Source organism: Streptomyces sp. NPDC059816 (assembly GCF_042732055.1).
In the GTDB taxonomy this organism is placed as follows: Bacteria; Actinomycetota; Actinomycetes; order Streptomycetales; family Streptomycetaceae; genus Streptomyces.
Genome location: NZ_JBHWIQ010000042.1, coordinates 2,921 through 17,908 on the forward strand (window position 1 = coordinate 2,921; position 14,988 = coordinate 17,908).

Consider the following 14,988-nt stretch of genomic DNA (forward strand, 5'->3'; position numbering starts at 1 on the left):
GGCGCGGGGAACTGCGCAAACCCACAGCGCACCCGCACGGGATCGGCGCACGCGGGTCGGGGCGCACCGTTAAGGGGCGCGGGGAACTGCGCAAACCCACAGCGCACCCGCACGGGATCGGCGCACGCGGGTCGGGGCGCACCGTTAAGGGGCGCGGGGAACTGCGCAAAACCACCGCGCACCCGCACGGGATCAGCGCACGCCGGCCGGGGCGCACCCTCAGGGCCGCAGGGAACTGCGCGCGCGGCCCCGCTGGGCCCACAGCACCACCAACCCCACCACCAACCACGTCGCCCCGACGACCTGCGCAGTGCGCGACGCCTCGACGATCACCGCGACGGTGACCCCCGCACCCAGCACCGGCAGCAGCACATGCCGCCACCACACCACCGGACCGCCCCGCCGCTGCACCACGAACCAGCCGACCACGCTCGCGTGCAGCAGGGTGAACGCCGTCAACGCACCCACGTCGACCACCGACACCAGATGGTCCAACCCGTCGTCCCGGCGCGCCGCCCACACCGCGGCGACCAGGGTGATCACCGCGGCCACCGACAGCGCCACCCGCGGCGTCCCGTCCCCGGTCCTGGCCAGCACCCGCGGCAACCGCCGGTCACGGGCCATCGCGAACAGCAGCCGCCCCGCCGCCGCCTGACCCGCCAACGCCGCGAAGGCCGCCCCGATCGCCTTGCTGACGGCCACCAGGTCGTGCAACCAGGTCCCCACCGACGCGTCCACCGCGTCGTAGAACGCGGAACCCTGGCGCCCCGGCTCGGCCGCCAACTCCGCCGAGGACACCGGCTGGAGCAGCGCCGCCAGATACGTCTGCGCCACGAACAGCGCCCCCGCGACCACCAGACACACCAGCACCGCCCGGGCCACCTTCGCCGACCCCCCGGTGACCTCCTCCGCGAACGAGGCGATCGCGTCGAACCCCAGGTACGACAGCACCGCCACCGACACCGCCCCCAGCACCGCCCCGAACGCGAACCCGGTGTCCCCGCGAACGGCGACCACAGGTCCCGCTGCGCCCCGTCGCGCGCCAGCACCACCACCGCCGCGACCACGAACACCAGCAGGACGACGATCTCCATCGCCAGCACCACGAACCCCACCCGCGCCGCGGCCCGCACCCCCCACAGGTTGAGCAGGGTGGTGACGACCACCGCGAGCGCCGTCCACACCCACTGCGACACCGACGGGACCAGGGCGTGCATCGCGATGCCCGAGAACAGGTACGCCACCGCCGGGATCAGCAGGTAGTCGAGCATCGCCATCCACCCGGCGACGAACCCGGGAGCCTCGCCCAGCCCCGCCCGCGCGTAGGCGAACACCGAGCCCGCCTGCGGCACCACCCGCACCATCTGGGCGTAGCTGTACGCGGTGAAGCCCATCGCGACGGTGGCGACCACGTAGACCAGGGCCACCGCCCCGTGCGACCGGGCGTCCAACGCCCCGAACACGCCGACCGGGGCCATCGGGGCGATGAACAGCAACCCGTACACCACCAGGTCGCGGAAGCCCAGGGTGCGCCGCAGCCCGGGGGCGCCGGAAGCAGCCGGGCCACCACCGCCGACCTCGTCGTCCGTCGTACCGCTCGCGGCCATCGTCCTGCCTCCGTGGAGCCGAACCCCCGGAGCGGTGAGGGCCCTCGCCCCGCGGAGACGGGCCCGGGGGACCGTCGGTGACGCACCCCGTGCGCGGGCAGCCGTGCTCCGGCACACCCAGTCTCCCCAAGAAGGCGATCAATGACCTGTCGGACAGGGCCTTACGATGGTCCGTATGACTGCTTCGCCAGCCCGCCGGGTCCTGCTCGCCGCCCCTCGTGGGTACTGCGCCGGTGTGGACCGGGCCGTGATCGCCGTTGAGAAGGCCCTGGAGCAGTACGGGGCCCCGATCTACGTCCGGCACGAAATCGTCCACAACAAGTACGTCGTGCAGACCCTGGAACGGAAGGGCGCCATCTTCGTCGAACAGACGGAAGAGGTCCCCGAGGGCTCGATCGTCATGTTCTCGGCCCACGGCGTCGCACCCGCCGTCCACGACGAGGCCGCCCGCGGGAAACTCGCCACCATCGACGCCACCTGCCCCCTGGTGACCAAGGTCCACAAGGAGGCCGTCCGGTTCGCCCAGGAGGACTACGACATCCTCCTCATCGGGCACGAGGGCCACGAGGAGGTCATCGGCACCTCCGGTGAGGCCCCCGACCACATCACCCTGGTCGACGGCCCCGAGGACGTCGCCAAGGTCGAGGTCCGTGACCCCTCCCGGGTCGTGTGGCTCTCCCAGACCACCCTCTCGGTGGACGAGACCATGGAGACCGTCGACGCCCTGAAGGACAAGTTCCCGCAGCTCATCTCGCCGCCGAGCGACGACATCTGCTACGCCACGCAGAACCGTCAGGTCGCCGTCAAGCACATGGGCGCCGAGTCCGACCTCGTCATCGTCGTCGGCTCCCGCAACTCCTCCAACTCGAAGCGGCTCGTCGAGGTCGCCCTCCAGGCGGGCGCCCGTGCCTCCTACCTGGTCGACTTCGCCAGCGAGATCGAAGAGGAGTGGCTGGACGGCGTCACCACCGTCGGCCTGACCTCCGGGGCCTCCGTGCCCGAGATCCTGGTCGAGGAGGTCCTCGCCTGGCTCTCGGCCCGCGGCTTCGAGGACGTGGAGCTGGTGAAGACGGCCGACGAGTCGATCGTCTTCTCGCTGCCCAAGGAACTCCGTCGTGACCTGCGCGCGGAGGCCGCGGCCCTGGTCGCGGACCGCCTCGGAGCGCAGTAGTCCGCTCCCGCCCCCGGGAGCGGTCGGCCCGGAGGAGCCGTTCGGGAAGTGACGGGGGGCGGGGCACCGTAACGTGTTCCGCATGGAGATCTTCGGTGTGGACATCGGCGGTTCGGGCATCAAGGGAGCGCCCGTCGACCTGGACCGCGGCGATCTGGCTACGGAGCGGCACAAGGTGCTGACCCCGCAGCCCGCCACCCCCGACGCGGTGGCCGACGGCGTGCGCGAGGTGGTCCAACGGTTCGACTGGCAGGGCCCCGTCGGCATCACCTACCCCGGGGTCATCGCCGAGGGCACCACGGTCCGCACGGCCGCCAACGTCGACAAGAGCTGGATCGGCGTCGACGCGCGCACCCTGCTCTCCGAACGGCTCGGCGGCCTCCCGGTGGTCGTGGTCAACGACGCGGACGCCGCCGGGGTCGCCGAGATGCGCTTCGGCGCCGGCCGCGACCGCACCGGCACGGTGCTGCTGCTCACCTTCGGCACCGGCATCGGCAGTGCCCTGTTCGTCGACGGGATCCTCGTCCCCAACTCCGAGCTGGGGCACGTGGAGATGCACGGCCGCGAGGCGGAGAAGCACACCTCCACCAAGGCCAAGGACGACCACGGTCTGAGCTGGGAACACTGGGCGCACCGGGTCCAGAAGTACCTGCTGTACCTGGAGAAGCTGTTCTCCCCCGAACTGTTCATCATCGGCGGCGGGGTGAGCCGCAAGGCCCACAAGTTCCTGCCGCTGATCGAGGACGTCCGGGCGGAGATCGTCCCCGCGAAGTTGGAGAACAACGCGGGCATCGTCGGGGCGGCGATGCGGGCGGCCGAACAGGGCGAGCACCGGGTGTCCGCGGCCACGGCGCCCGACCCGTCCGGCGGCGTCTGACCGGTCCGGCGCCCGTCCGATCCGATCGGCGGGGGCGCGACGGGGGTACGACGGGGCGCGGCGGGTCCCGCCCGCCCTCACCCGATCGGCGGTGCCGGTACCGCCTACGCCTCGAACACACCCTCAAGGTCGACCAAAGCGCGTGTCCCGCTGGCCATTCAGCACATAACCCGACCTAAGTTGGACCAGTGGAACAACCCAGGACGCGTCCCCCTCAGAACCGCTCGCGACGACCCGCGCCGCTACCCCCGCAGGCGGGGCCCCGTGGCCGCGGGTCCGCCGCGGACGGCCGGGACGGGACCACGGCCGCGGGCGCCCGCCGTCCCGGTCGTCCACCGTCCCCGCTGGTCCGCCGGCTGCGCGCACTGCCGAACCCCCGGCTGACCGGACTGGGCAGCGGGCTCTTCTGCATCTGCTCCATGACCCTGCTGGGCTGCCTCGTCGAGTTCCTCTTCGGCGGCTCCCCCGGGGCGTACGGAGTGCTGTTCCTGCTGCTCAGCGCGCTCACCGCGCTGTGGGTGCGCCGTGCGGACCTCGTCACCGCGCCCATCTGCGTCCCCATCGCCTTCACCGCCGGAGCCGTCCCCATCGCCGACGGCAACGGGTTCGTGGCCCGGGTCATGGGCGTGTTCACCGTCCTCGCCCTGCACGCCGGCTGGCTGTACGCGGGGACCCTCGTCGCGGCCCTGGTGGTCCTCGTGCGAGGCGCCCTGCTGGTGGCCCGCAGGGCCGCGGCGGCCCGCGCCGCACGGACGGCCGCCCGCGCCGGGCGCCCCGCACGGCCGACCGACCGCGCGGCCGGTGCCGCACCCCCGCCCGCCCGGCGCTCCCCTTCCGCCCCGCGGCCCCCGCACCCGGCACCGCAGCGGGCCCCCGGCCCCCGTCGCCGCACCGTCTGAGCGGTGCCCGGCACCGGCCGGCGAGGACGCCGTCGGTCCCAGCCGGACAGGGGCGGGCACCCCGTAGACTGTGGGATCGGCCCGTGCCCCGGGTACCCCACCGGGGACCAGGAGACCAGGGCCTCCACCCAGCCTCTCGTACGGGAAGTCGCAACGTGTCGCTCACGATCGGAATCGTCGGTCTGCCCAATGTCGGCAAGTCGACCCTGTTCAACGCCCTGACCAAGAACGACGTGCTCGCGGCCAACTACCCGTTCGCCACGATCGAGCCGAACGTCGGCGTGGTCGGTGTCCCCGACCCCCGGCTCGGGAAGCTCGCGGAGGTCTTCTCCTCGCAGCGCCAGCTCCCGGCGACCGTCGACTTCGTCGACATCGCGGGCATCGTCCGGGGCGCCAGCGAGGGCGAGGGCCTGGGCAACAAGTTCCTCGCGAACATCCGCGAGTCCGACGCGATCTGCCAGGTCATCCGGGCGTTCAAGGACGAGAACGTCGTCCACGTCGACGGCAAGGTCTCGCCGAAGTCCGACATCGAGACGATCAACACCGAGCTGATCCTCGCCGACCTCCAGACCATCGAGAAGGTCCTGCCCCGCCTCCAGAAGGAGTCGCGGATCAAGAAGGACATCCAGCCGAAGGTCAAGGCCGTCGAGGCCGCGAAGGAGATCCTGGAGTCGGGCCAGACGCTGTTCGCCGCGGGCATCGCTCAGGGCACCGAGGCCGCCGAGCCGCTGCACGACCTCCACCTGCTCACCAGCAAGCCGTTCCTCTACGTCTTCAACGTGGACGAGGACGAGCTGACGGACGAGACCTTCAAGGACGAGCAGCGCGCCCTGGTGGCACCCGGCGAAGCGATCTTCCTCAACGCGAAGCTGGAGGCGGACCTCGCGGAGCTGGACGACGAGGAGGCCCTCGAACTCCTCCAGTCCGTCGGTCAGGAGGAGCCGGGCCTCGCCACCCTCGCCCGCGTCGGCTTCGACACCCTCGGCCTCCAGACCTACCTGACGGCCGGCCCGAAGGAGGCCCGCGCCTGGACCATCAAGAAGGGCGCGACGGCCCCCGAGGCGGCCGGGGTCATCCACACGGACTTCCAGAAGGGCTTCATCAAGGCGGAGGTCATCTCCTTCGCCGACCTGGTCGAGACCGGCTCGGTCGCCGAGGCCCGCGCGAAGGGCAAGGCCCGCATGGAGGGCAAGGAGTACGTCATGCAGGACGGGGACGTGGTGGAGTTCCGCTTCAACGTGTAGCCGTACGCTTGCTTTATGTTAGGCGTTGAGTCAAACGTGCACGTCAGAAGGGGTCGGGCTCTGTCGAGCCCGACCCCTTCGTTATCACCGTGCTGATTGGCGCCGGGTGTTCTGGCGCAGGAGTGGTGGTAATCATTCCACTACCGAATGTAACTTTCGTTGGGTGCTTGATATGCTGCGTCCAATGAAAGTGTCTCCGAGTCTGCTCCCCATCCTCCGATCCCGCATGCAGGGTGAGCTCCTTGCTCTCGTTCTGCTGCACCCGGAGCGCGAGTACACCATCACCGAGCTCGCCAGGGACGTCGGGGTAACGCCCACTGCTGTCCTGCGCGAGGTCGACCGGTTGATCGGCGGTGGCATCCTGACGGATCGGCGGGTGGGACGCAGTCGCCTGGTCAAGGCCCGAACGGATACCGCGCTGTACCGTCCGCTGAGCGATCTCATGTCCGTCTCCTTCGGCCCGTTGCCGGTGCTCACCGAAGCGCTCGCGGGACTCGAAGGCGTGCGGCAGGCGTACATCTACGGCTCTTGGGCCGCGCGGTACAACGGCGAGCCTGGCCCACCGCCGGTGGATGTCGATGTGGTCGTGGTGGGTGCGCCTGATGCTGACGCACTCTTCGACCTTGCCGAGGGGGCGTCCACGCGGCTGCGCCGCGAGGTCAACGTCCATCGGGTTTCCGCCGAGGCGTGGGAGTCCCGCACGGATGATCCGTTCCTCGCCAGCGTTCGAGAACGTCCGCTGGTTCAGTTGCACCTTGACCAGGAGGCCCAGTGACACGTTGGAATCAAGGGCGATCCACGGTCGATGCGCTCATCGGCGGTGGCCAGCCACCAGTCGCGGTGGGCACACCGTCATCTACGAGGCCCTGCGAGCGCAGCTCGACCCGCCCCTCGGATCCCTACTGCGTCCCTTCAACCGAATGCGAGCCCGGCGCAACGAAGTCGAGTACCGGTCTTCGGAGGCCCCCGCCGTGACTCCGGAGGAGGTTGCGGCCGACCTCTCGAAGGTGGAGGCGCTCATCGAGCTCGCGGAGAAGGCCATCCCGAACATGCCGCGCTACTGAAGTCCCGGTCTCCTGCCGGGCCTCCCCTTCAGGCGCGGCGCGGTGGTGTGAGTTTGTCGAGGTCCAGGTCGACCTCGAAGGGCACCGGGCGCTGGAGGGTGCCCCGGAAGATCCCGGCGGGCGCGTACGCGCCGGTGGGTCCGTCGAGCTCGTAGACGTGGACGACTGGTGCCCCGTCCTCGTCCTCGATGCACCAGTAGTGCGGGATGCCGGCCTCCGCGTACTTGCGGAGCTTCACCGTGCGGTCCCGGTGCGCGGACTCGGGAGAGACGACTTCCACGACCAGCAGCACTTCGTCCGGTGCGAACCAGGTGCGGTCGCCGTCGAAGTCGGCCATCGTCACCAACAGGTCGGGTTCCGGCCGGTTGCGCGGATCGAGCTTGACGGTCATCTCGCGGCCGACTCTGACGCCGGCGGGTGCCTGCTCCATGAGGGCGACGGTGAGCATGGTGACGAGGTGGCCGTGCCACCACCGCTGGGGGGACATCATGAAGACGAGGGCTCCGTCGATGAGCTCGGTGTGGCGGGGTGCCTCGGGGAGGCGGTCCAAGTCCTCCGCGAACCAGCCTTCCGCGCGCGGCGGGCGCATCCAGTCGGGCAGTGCGGTCATGCATCCACGGTAGCCGCTCGGCTCGTGTGCGTGGTGCCCCCGCCGGTGCTACGGCTGCTGCGGCGGCGGGCGTTCCGGGGCATCGGCCAGTTCGGCGATCACCTGGGCGTGGCAGGGCAGCGGTACGCACCAGCAGCCCAGGCGGTGACCGCGCAGCTCGGGCAGGAGGGCGAGGAGGTCGGGGCGGGACAGGAGGTGCTCGCGGTACTGGGCGAGGACCTCCTCGCGGCTCCCGTCCGGACCCGGACGGTACGGGCTGGCCAGGGGAGACCCGGCCAGGTGCCAGCCGCCGCGGTGCATCGCGCGTCCCACGTACACGACGTCGTCGTAGGCGGGGTCCCCGCGGTGGCCCTTCAGGTTCACGACCGTGGTGCGCGTCATGGCTCCATCGTGTCGCCCGGACGCGTTCGCCGCCCGCCCCGCGGCACTCCGCCTCAGCTCAGCACCAGTGCCGTGGCGATGCCCGGGCCGATCGCGCCGCCCAGCTGGTACGTCAGGGTGAACAGTCCGATGGCCGTGGGGCGCAGCGGCTCCGGGGCCGCGCCCGCCGCGTGGACCGAGAGGTTCGCGTTGCCCGCCGTCGCGGTGAAGACGGACGCGCCGGCGACCACCAGCAGCGGCCACGGCGATCGGGCGAGCGCGGCCGTCGTCAGGGCGGTGGCCGTCACGGCGAGCAGGAACGTCCGGATCGCCGTGCGGCTCAGCCGGTGGGCCGCCGCGGCCAGCAGCCAGGACAGTGCCGAGCCGGTGACCAGGGCGACGAGCTGTCCCGTGCCGATCGCCTGGGTGGACCAGCCGGCGCGGTCCGCCATCAGTCGGGGCACCGCGAACAGCAGGACGAAGTACTGGGTGGAGAACACCGCGATCAGCGCGCAGGACAGGGCGAACGTACGGCTGCGCAGCACGCTCAGCGGGACGAAGCCGTCGGGGCGGCGCCGGACGTGCACCGTCAGGAGCGCCGCCGAAGCGCCCGCCGTGAGGAGGGCGGGTGCGGGGAGGGCCGGGATCAGGGCCAGCGCCGACGCCAGGACGGCCAACAGTGCGGCGCCCCGGGCGTCGAAGGGTCCTTCGGCGCGGGGTGCGGGGCGGGCGTGGCGCGCCACGGCGGGTACGGCGAGCAGGGTGACGGCGGACACCGCGAGGGCCAGTCGCCAGGACACCGCATCGGACAGTTGGGCGCCGACGAGGGGGCCGGCCGCGCCGAGCGAGCCGAATCCGGCGGTCAGGACGCCCATCCGGCGGGTGGTGCCGGCGAGGCTCATCGCCACGGTGACCAGTCCGGCTCCGCCCGCGCCCTGGGCCGCTCGGCCCGCCAGCACCAGGTGTAACCAGGGGGCCACCGCGATCAGCAGGGTGCCGCCGGCGAGGAGCGCGGCGCTCAGTCGGAGTGCGGCGCGCAGTCCGCGCCGTCTGAGCAGCCCGGCCACCAGGGGGGTGCCCACCGCCATGGCCACGGCGAAGACGGTGACCAGCCAGGCCGCGGTGGGCACGGTCGCGTCGAAGGCGGCGGCGATGTCGGGGAGCGTGAGGACGACGGTGTTGGCGCCCGCCGCGGTGGGGGTGGCGAGCAGCACCAGCCACAGCACGGGCACCGCGCCCCGGTCGGTGGCCCTCGGGCGGGCCGCCGTGTCGCGCCCGGCCGCGTCCCGTGCGCGACGAGTGGAGTGCTCGGGCATGGGACCCACCCCTCATTAGGTCAAGATTGACAATCTCAACATTAAGATAAGACCTCGTGCGAGTCGGCGGCGTCAAGCCCTTCGTGCTGACATGCTCACGTGCACGGCAGCAGCACCGGCACGGCAGGAACGCAGGTGAACGCTTGCGGAGGAGGAGGGACGGGGCATGGCGGACTGGGTCGACGGGGTCGTGGGGCAGTGGGAGCGGGAGCGGCCCGATCTCACGGCGGCCCTCGGCCCGATCGAGGTCCTGATGCGCATCCAGCGCCTCAACCGCGTACTGGACCGGGAGCTCAAAGCTTTCTTCGTCGAACACGACCTGGAGGTGGGCGAGTTCGACGTGATGGCGTCGCTGCGTCGTGCGGGGCCGCCCTTCACGCTCACCGCCGGCGCCTTCCTCAAGGTGTCCCTGGTGACCTCCGGCGCCATCACCAACCGGCTCGACCGGATGGAGGCCAAGGGCCTGGTCGAACGGGTCCGGGACGGCTGCGACCGGCGGACCGTCCACATCCGCCTCACCGACCGGGGGCGACGGCTCACCGACCGGGTGCTCGGCGCCCACCTCGACAACTACGCCCGCCTCCTGGAACCGCTGGAGGCGGGCGAGCGGGAGCAGTTGGCCACCGCCCTGCGCAAGCTGCTGGAGGCCCACGGGGACACCACGCCCCCCGAGGACTGAGCCGTACCGGCTACTCGACCACCACCTCGGTCACCGCCGCGTCCGCCGACCCGCCGGTCAGCGTCACCCGCACCCACCGCGCCGCCCGGCCTGGTGCGAACGGCTCCCAGTGCCGTCCGTCCGCGGACAGCTCCACCCGGTGGCTCTCGGTGGCCCGGACGTCCACCGCACGCACGGGGCGTTCCCGGCCCAGGTCCACGGTGAGGGACGCCCCGGCGACCCCGGGCCGCCACGCGGTGGCCGCGTTGCCGTCGACGGCCGCCGCTGCGTACGCACCGGGCTCCTCGTCCGTGGCCGTCACGGGACGGCAGCGGGCCAGGTCGGAGGTGGGCGTCAGATCGGGGCGACGGGTCTTCAGGACGGCGGGCGCGTCCCGGGTGACCGTGAGCCGGCCCCGGGGGGAGTCCACGGGCAGCGGGGCGCCGGAGCGCAGGCGCACCGTGGTCTCGCGCGGGCCGATCGCCACGTCGTACTCCCGGCCGCGCCAGCGCAGCCCGCGCAGGGTCACCCCGCGGTCCCCGTCGACGAGTTGCGGGGGCAGGGTCGGATCGAGGTGCACGGCGTCCGGGCGCAGACGCAGCCCGGTCAGGCCGTGGGTGAACACCTGGAGGAAGCCGCCCTTGCCGGTGAGGAAGTCCTGAGCGGGGGAGCCGGACAGCGGGTCGTCGGCGCCCGCCTTGTCCCCGCGGGCCTCCGAGAACAGCGCGAACGGCCCCCGGAAGAAGGGGCGCGAGGCCCGTTCCAGGAAGGTGTACGCGGCGCAGCCGGGTTCGTCGGTCGTGGCGGCGGCGATCGCGTAGACGGAGTCCGTCATCGCGGGACCGTCGGGGTCGGTGCGGGCCACGTAGTAGTCGAGGGTGGCCGCCGCCGCGCCGCTGGGCATGGGCCACTCCAGCGGGTAGACGAGCAGCACCGTGTCGGCCTGTTTGATCCGCGACCCGGTGTACCCGTCGTACTGGAGGAACACCTTGCGCTGCGCGTCGTACGGGATGCGCAGCCGGTCGGCGATCCGTGTCCAGAGGGCGGGCGCCTCGTCGCCCACCTCGCGGGCGGCGTCCACCGCGTACCGCAGGGCGGTCGCGGCGACGGCGTTGGTGTAGGCGCCGTCGTCGACGCCGTTGCTGTACTCGTCGGGCCCCGCCACCTCGTTGACGGAGTACGTGCCGTCGGGGTTCGCGGTCGCCCGGGAGGCCCAGTACTCGGCGGCGCCGCGCAGCAGCGGCCAGCCGTGCGCACGCAGCCAGGCCCGGTCCCCGGTCGCGAGGTGGTACTGCCACACGGCCAGGGCGATGTCCCCCTGGAGGTGGTTCTGGGTCAGGCAGTGGGGCGGGTTCCAACTCTGGCACTCGGCCCACAGATCGCCGTCGCGGGCGCTGGTCCACGGGTAGAACAGGCCCTTGACCCAGGTCCGTACGGCGTTGGCGGCGGCGGCCGGGCGGGTGCGGTCGCGGTAGTCGACGACGGGTCGGGCGAGTTCGGGGCGGGTGGCCAGCAGACCGGGGTACATCCAGGTCTCGGCGTCCCAGAAGACCATGCCGGCGTAGTCGTCGCTGCTCAGGCCGCTGGGCGCCACGCTGTTGCGGGCGCCGGGGCGCAGTGCGGTGAGCAGTCCGTACTGGGTCGAGCGCAGCCACCGTTGCACCTGGGCGTCGGCCGGTGTCTCGACGTCCGCGGACCACAGGGCGCGCCAGGCGGCGCTGTGCTCGGCGAACAGGGCGTCCCAGCCCCGTTCGGCCGCGCGCGCGGCGTGCGCGCGGGCGCTTTCGTGCGGTGAACGGGAGGTGAGTGCGGTGTCCACCCCCACGTACTTGGTGATCTCGTAGGTCCGGCCGGCGCGGACGTCCAGGGTGGTGGACTGGGTCGCGGTGAGGTCCCGGGGCGGAGTGGCGGAGCGCGGGCGCCCGGGCGACCGGAGGGTGGAGACGAGCGCCCCCTCGGTGGGTTCGCGCCCCTTCGCACCCTCGGCTGCGCCCTTCGCGCCCTTCGCGTGAGCCTCGTCTGCCTCACGTGCCTCGTGTTCCTCCGTGCGGAAGGCGACGGCCATCGTGTCCGGGGCGAGGGCGCCCCCGACCGCATCGACGGACGGGGTGATCCGGCGGGCGCCCCGTCCGTCGATGCGGTCGGTGATCCGTGCCGTGCCGTCCCAGTGCGGGGTGATCCGCAGTCGGACGGCTCCGACGTGCGGGGAGGTGCGGTCGGTGAGGACGTCGTACACCAGGTCGGTGCGGCGGCCGTCCGGAGCGGTCCAGGTGAGGGAGGTGCGCAGGAAGCCGCAGCGTAGCGAGAGCGTCTGCCGGTAGTCGGTGGTCCCGGAGGCGTCCGTCCCGTAGGTGTGGTGGCCCGCCGTCAGCTCCAGTCCCGTCCAGGTGGGGAGGGCGGCGACGGCGTCCCGGCCTCCGGTGCTCGCCGGGCCCCGGGCGTAGAGGCCGGAGACGAACGCGCCGTCGTAGCGCGGGGTGTACAGCGGCCAGCCGGTCGCGCCGCCCGGCTCTGCGTAGCCGCTGCCGGCGGGCGGGACGCGGACGCCCAAGTAGCCGTTGCCGAGGTGCGGGTGGTGGGCGTCGGTGGGCGCGGGGACCGCGGTGGCGACGGGCGTCCAGTCGGGGGAGTCGAGGGCGCAGTCCCGCTCACCGGGGTCCGCACCGGGGGCGGTCGGGGCGCCGGCTCCGCTCGCGGACGCCGGTGCCAGGGGGAGCAGCAGGGCGGCGGCGAGCAGGGTGGTGGCGAGTCGCGGTGCGCTGCGCCGGCGGCGGTGCGCGGGGGGCCGGCCGGGAGGTCCGGCGGCGGGCGTGGCGAGGGGGGCATCGGCGGGGGTGGTGGTCGGGGTGTCCATCGTCCGACCTTGGCCCGGTTCATGGACGCGGTCGGGTGTGCGCGCCGGGGTGTCCCACGTTCGGGCGGGGTGCGCCGTGGCGCGGTGGAGCACGGCCGCGCGAGGCGGCGAGGTGCTGTCGCGCGGGGCGGTGAGGTGCAGTCGCGGGGGCGGTCGGGCGCTGGAACGCCGGGCGGTGTGTGATGTGGGTGCGCAGGTCGGGGGTGGTGTGACGGGTGGGGCGCGACGGTGGATGAGTTCACGTCATGAAGGGTGCGTGGCCTCAGTGTTACATCCGCGCACAGCCCTTGTGGATTCCTCTGGGTCGTTCAATCATTCCTCGGGCGACCTGGTTGACATGACCCTGTCGCTTGGCGGGCGTCGCTCCCTGCGGACGTTCCGTCGACCGCCTCCCGCATGCACCCCGGGCGGGACGGCACCCGAGCGGTACCGCACGACGCACCACCCCCCACCAGCGCTCCATCGATGAGGAGGAACCCTCGGATGGCACTGCAACGTGATGCCGGGCACCGCACCAAGAACCCCGTGCGACGCAGAGTGCTCGGCACCCTGGGAGCCGCCGTCACGGCCGCCCTCGCCCTCGGCGCCGTCACCGCGCTTCCGGCCACGGCCGCGCCCGACCCCAAGGAGGGCCGCATCCTGAACGCCGGTGCTCCCGGCACGATCGACAACAGCTACATCGTGACCCTCCGCAGCGGCGAGGCCCGCGCCGGTTCGGCGGCCGGCAAGGCGCTCGCCAGGGAGTACGGGGCGAAGATCCAGCGCACCTACACCAAGGCCCTCAACGGGTACGCGGTCACGCTCTCCGAGGCGCAGGCGAAGAAGTTCGCCGCCGACCCGGCCGTGGCCACCGTCGCGCAGAACCGGACCTTCACCACCACCGCCACCCAGGTCAACCCGCCGTCCTGGGGCCTGGACCGGATCGACCAGCGCAACCTGCCGCTGGACAGCAAGTACACGTACCCGGACGGCGCCGGCCAGGGCGTCACCGTGTACGTCGTCGACACCGGGGTGCGCATCTCGCACAGCGACTTCGGCGGTCGGGCGGCCAACGGCTACGACGCCATCGACAACGACAACGTCGCCCAGGACGGCCACGGCCACGGCACGCACGTCGCCGGGACCGTCGCGGGCACCGCCCACGGCGTCGCCAAGAAGGCCAACATCGTCGGTGTGCGGGTCCTCAACAACTCGGGCTCCGGCACCACCGCGCAGGTCGTCGCCGGGATCGACTGGGTGGCCAACAACGCGGTCAAGCCGGCCGTCGCCAACCTGAGCCTCGGCGGAGGTGCGGACGCGACCCTCGACGCCGCCGTCCGCAACGCCATCGCCTCCGGCGTCACCTTCGCCGTCGCGGCGGGCAACTCCAACGCCAACGCCTCGAACTACTCCCCGGCGCGGGTCAGCGAGGCCATCACCGTCGGGTCCACCACGAACACCGACGCCCGCTCCTCGTTCTCCAACTTCGGTTCGGTGCTGGACATCTTCGCGCCGGGCACCTCCATCACCTCCACCTGGAACACCAGCGACTCGGCGACCAACACCATCTCGGGCACCTCGATGGCCAGCCCGCACGTGGCCGGCGCCGCCGCGCTGTACCTCCAGGCGAACCCGACGGCGACACCCGCGCAGGTGTCCGCCGGGCTGGTCTCCGCCGCCACCACCGGGGTGGTCGGCACCCCGGGCACCGGCTCGCCCAACCGCCTGCTGAACGTGGGCGGCGGCACCACCAACCCGCCGGGCGACCGCTTCCAGAACCTCGACGACCACGCCATCGCCGACAACGCGACGGCCGAGTCGCCGATCACGGTCACCGGCGTCTCCGGCAACGCCCCCGCCGCGCTCGGCGTCGAGGTCGCCATCCAGCACACGTACATCGGTGACCTCCAGGTCCAGCTGATCGCCCCCGACGGCACCGCGTACACCCTGAAGGGCTACGGGGAGGGCGGCTCGACGGACAACATCAACACCACGTACAGCGTGGACGCCTCCGCCGAGACGGCCAACGGCACCTGGAAGCTGCGGGTCAGCGACAACGCGGCCCAGGACGTGGGGAAGATCGACTCCTGGGCGCTCCAGTTCTGACGCCCACCACGCGTGACCCCGGTGCGCTGAGCGGGCCCGCCCGCTGACCGGACACCCACCTCGTCCCCGTGATCCGCGGCCCGCGCCGCGCACGGGGACGAGGCGCGTCACCCCGCGTACCGGCTGCCGCCCCTGCCGCACCGCCACATACGATGCACGGGCCATGCACCGCCGTCGCCCCCGGGCGACCGGCCGCCCCGGCCCGAACCCAGGAGCACCACACTCGTGTCCATACCCCCGCCG

General features: G+C 72.5%; 11 protein-coding genes and 1 pseudogene. 7 read left to right on the forward strand and 5 right to left on the reverse strand.

Features of this window, described 5'->3' with window-relative positions; translation table 11 throughout:
• Positions 1-219: 219 nt before the first annotated feature.
• A pseudogene (locus tag ACFV88_RS33805) lies at positions 220-1,607 on the reverse strand (APC family permease).
• A 166-nt stretch (positions 1,608-1,773) separates the two neighbouring features.
• Between ACFV88_RS33805 and ACFV88_RS33810 the strand changes: the two are divergent.
• The 5 genes from ACFV88_RS33810 to ACFV88_RS33830 all read left to right on the forward strand — a co-directional run bounded on the left by ACFV88_RS33810 (position 1,774) and on the right by ACFV88_RS33830 (position 6,573).
• Complete coding sequence (locus ACFV88_RS33810; protein WP_385495972.1) at positions 1,774-2,778, forward strand: 4-hydroxy-3-methylbut-2-enyl diphosphate reductase; 1,005 nt, start codon at positions 1,774-1,776, stop codon at positions 2,776-2,778.
• Between the two features lie 82 nt (positions 2,779-2,860).
• Positions 2,861-3,655, forward strand: coding sequence for a polyphosphate--glucose phosphotransferase (gene ppgK, locus ACFV88_RS33815; protein ID WP_385495973.1), 795 nt, complete (start codon positions 2,861-2,863; stop codon positions 3,653-3,655).
• Positions 3,656-4,074: 419 nt separating this feature from the next.
• Positions 4,075-4,554 carry a DUF6542 domain-containing protein gene (locus tag ACFV88_RS33820; RefSeq protein ID WP_385495974.1) on the forward strand — a complete coding sequence of 160 codons (480 nt, stop codon included), beginning with the start codon at positions 4,075-4,077 and terminating at the stop codon, positions 4,552-4,554.
• A gap of 155 nt (positions 4,555-4,709) precedes the next feature.
• Positions 4,710-5,798 carry a redox-regulated ATPase YchF gene (gene ychF, locus ACFV88_RS33825; protein ID WP_385495975.1) on the forward strand — a complete coding sequence of 363 codons (1,089 nt, stop codon included), beginning with the start codon at positions 4,710-4,712 and terminating at the stop codon, positions 5,796-5,798.
• A gap of 226 nt (positions 5,799-6,024) precedes the next feature.
• Positions 6,025-6,573 carry a winged helix-turn-helix domain-containing protein gene (locus ACFV88_RS33830; protein ID WP_385495976.1) on the forward strand — a complete coding sequence of 183 codons (549 nt, stop codon included), beginning with the start codon at positions 6,025-6,027 and terminating at the stop codon, positions 6,571-6,573.
• A 317-nt stretch (positions 6,574-6,890) separates the two neighbouring features.
• Here the strand turns inward: ACFV88_RS33830 and ACFV88_RS33835 are convergent, their stop codons facing one another.
• The 3 genes from ACFV88_RS33835 to ACFV88_RS33845 are packed head-to-tail and all read right to left on the reverse strand — an operon-like array spanning position 6,891 to position 9,148.
• The gene (locus ACFV88_RS33835) at positions 6,891-7,472 is read right to left on the reverse strand and encodes a Uma2 family endonuclease (protein ID WP_385495977.1); all 582 of its coding nucleotides are present in this window, start codon (positions 7,470-7,472) and stop codon (positions 6,891-6,893) included.
• A 48-nt stretch (positions 7,473-7,520) separates the two neighbouring features.
• The gene (locus ACFV88_RS33840) at positions 7,521-7,853 is read right to left on the reverse strand and encodes a DUF4326 domain-containing protein (protein ID WP_385495978.1); all 333 of its coding nucleotides are present in this window, start codon (positions 7,851-7,853) and stop codon (positions 7,521-7,523) included.
• Positions 7,854-7,906: 53 nt separating this feature from the next.
• Positions 7,907-9,148 carry an MFS transporter gene (locus ACFV88_RS33845; protein WP_385495979.1) on the reverse strand — a complete coding sequence of 414 codons (1,242 nt, stop codon included), beginning with the start codon at positions 9,146-9,148 and terminating at the stop codon, positions 7,907-7,909.
• A 166-nt stretch (positions 9,149-9,314) separates the two neighbouring features.
• On the opposite strand from ACFV88_RS33845, the gene ACFV88_RS33850 reads away from it, so the two are divergent.
• The gene (locus ACFV88_RS33850; protein WP_385495980.1) at positions 9,315-9,827 is read left to right on the forward strand and encodes a MarR family winged helix-turn-helix transcriptional regulator; all 513 of its coding nucleotides are present in this window, start codon (positions 9,315-9,317) and stop codon (positions 9,825-9,827) included.
• A 10-nt stretch (positions 9,828-9,837) separates the two neighbouring features.
• Here the strand turns inward: ACFV88_RS33850 and ACFV88_RS33855 are convergent, their stop codons facing one another.
• Positions 9,838-12,660 (reverse strand): glycosyl hydrolase family 65 protein, encoded by a 2,823-nt coding sequence (locus tag ACFV88_RS33855; protein ID WP_385495981.1) that lies wholly within the window; start codon positions 12,658-12,660, stop codon positions 9,838-9,840.
• 483 nt (positions 12,661-13,143) lie between these two features.
• On the opposite strand from ACFV88_RS33855, the gene ACFV88_RS33860 reads away from it, so the two are divergent.
• On the forward strand, positions 13,144-14,745 hold the full coding sequence (locus ACFV88_RS33860) for a S8 family serine peptidase (protein ID WP_385495982.1): 1,602 nt from the start codon (positions 13,144-13,146) through the stop codon (positions 14,743-14,745).
• The last annotated feature ends 243 nt before the right edge of the window (positions 14,746-14,988 follow it).

Coding starts and splice junctions, on each gene's coding strand:
- ACFV88_RS33810 (WP_385495972.1), top strand. CDS start 1,774: ATGGTCCGTATGACTGCTTCGCCAGCCCGCCGGGTCCTGCTCGCCGCC.
- ppgK (WP_385495973.1), top strand. CDS start 2,861: ATGGAGATCTTCGGTGTGGACATCGGCGGTTCGGGCATCAAGGGAGCG.
- ACFV88_RS33820 (WP_385495974.1), top strand. CDS start 4,075: ATGACCCTGCTGGGCTGCCTCGTCGAGTTCCTCTTCGGCGGCTCCCCC.
- ACFV88_RS33830 (WP_385495976.1), top strand. CDS start 6,025: ATGCAGGGTGAGCTCCTTGCTCTCGTTCTGCTGCACCCGGAGCGCGAG.
- ACFV88_RS33835 (WP_385495977.1), bottom strand. CDS start 7,472: ATGACCGCACTGCCCGACTGGATGCGCCCGCCGCGCGCGGAAGGCTGG.
- ACFV88_RS33840 (WP_385495978.1), bottom strand. CDS start 7,853: ATGACGCGCACCACGGTCGTGAACCTGAAGGGCCACCGCGGGGACCCC.
- ACFV88_RS33845 (WP_385495979.1), bottom strand. CDS start 9,148: ATGCCCGAGCACTCCACTCGTCGCGCACGGGACGCGGCCGGGCGCGAC.
- ACFV88_RS33850 (WP_385495980.1), top strand. CDS start 9,315: ATGGCGGACTGGGTCGACGGGGTCGTGGGGCAGTGGGAGCGGGAGCGG.
- ACFV88_RS33855 (WP_385495981.1), bottom strand. CDS start 12,660: ATGGACACCCCGACCACCACCCCCGCCGATGCCCCCCTCGCCACGCCC.
- ACFV88_RS33860 (WP_385495982.1), top strand. CDS start 13,144: ATGGCACTGCAACGTGATGCCGGGCACCGCACCAAGAACCCCGTGCGA.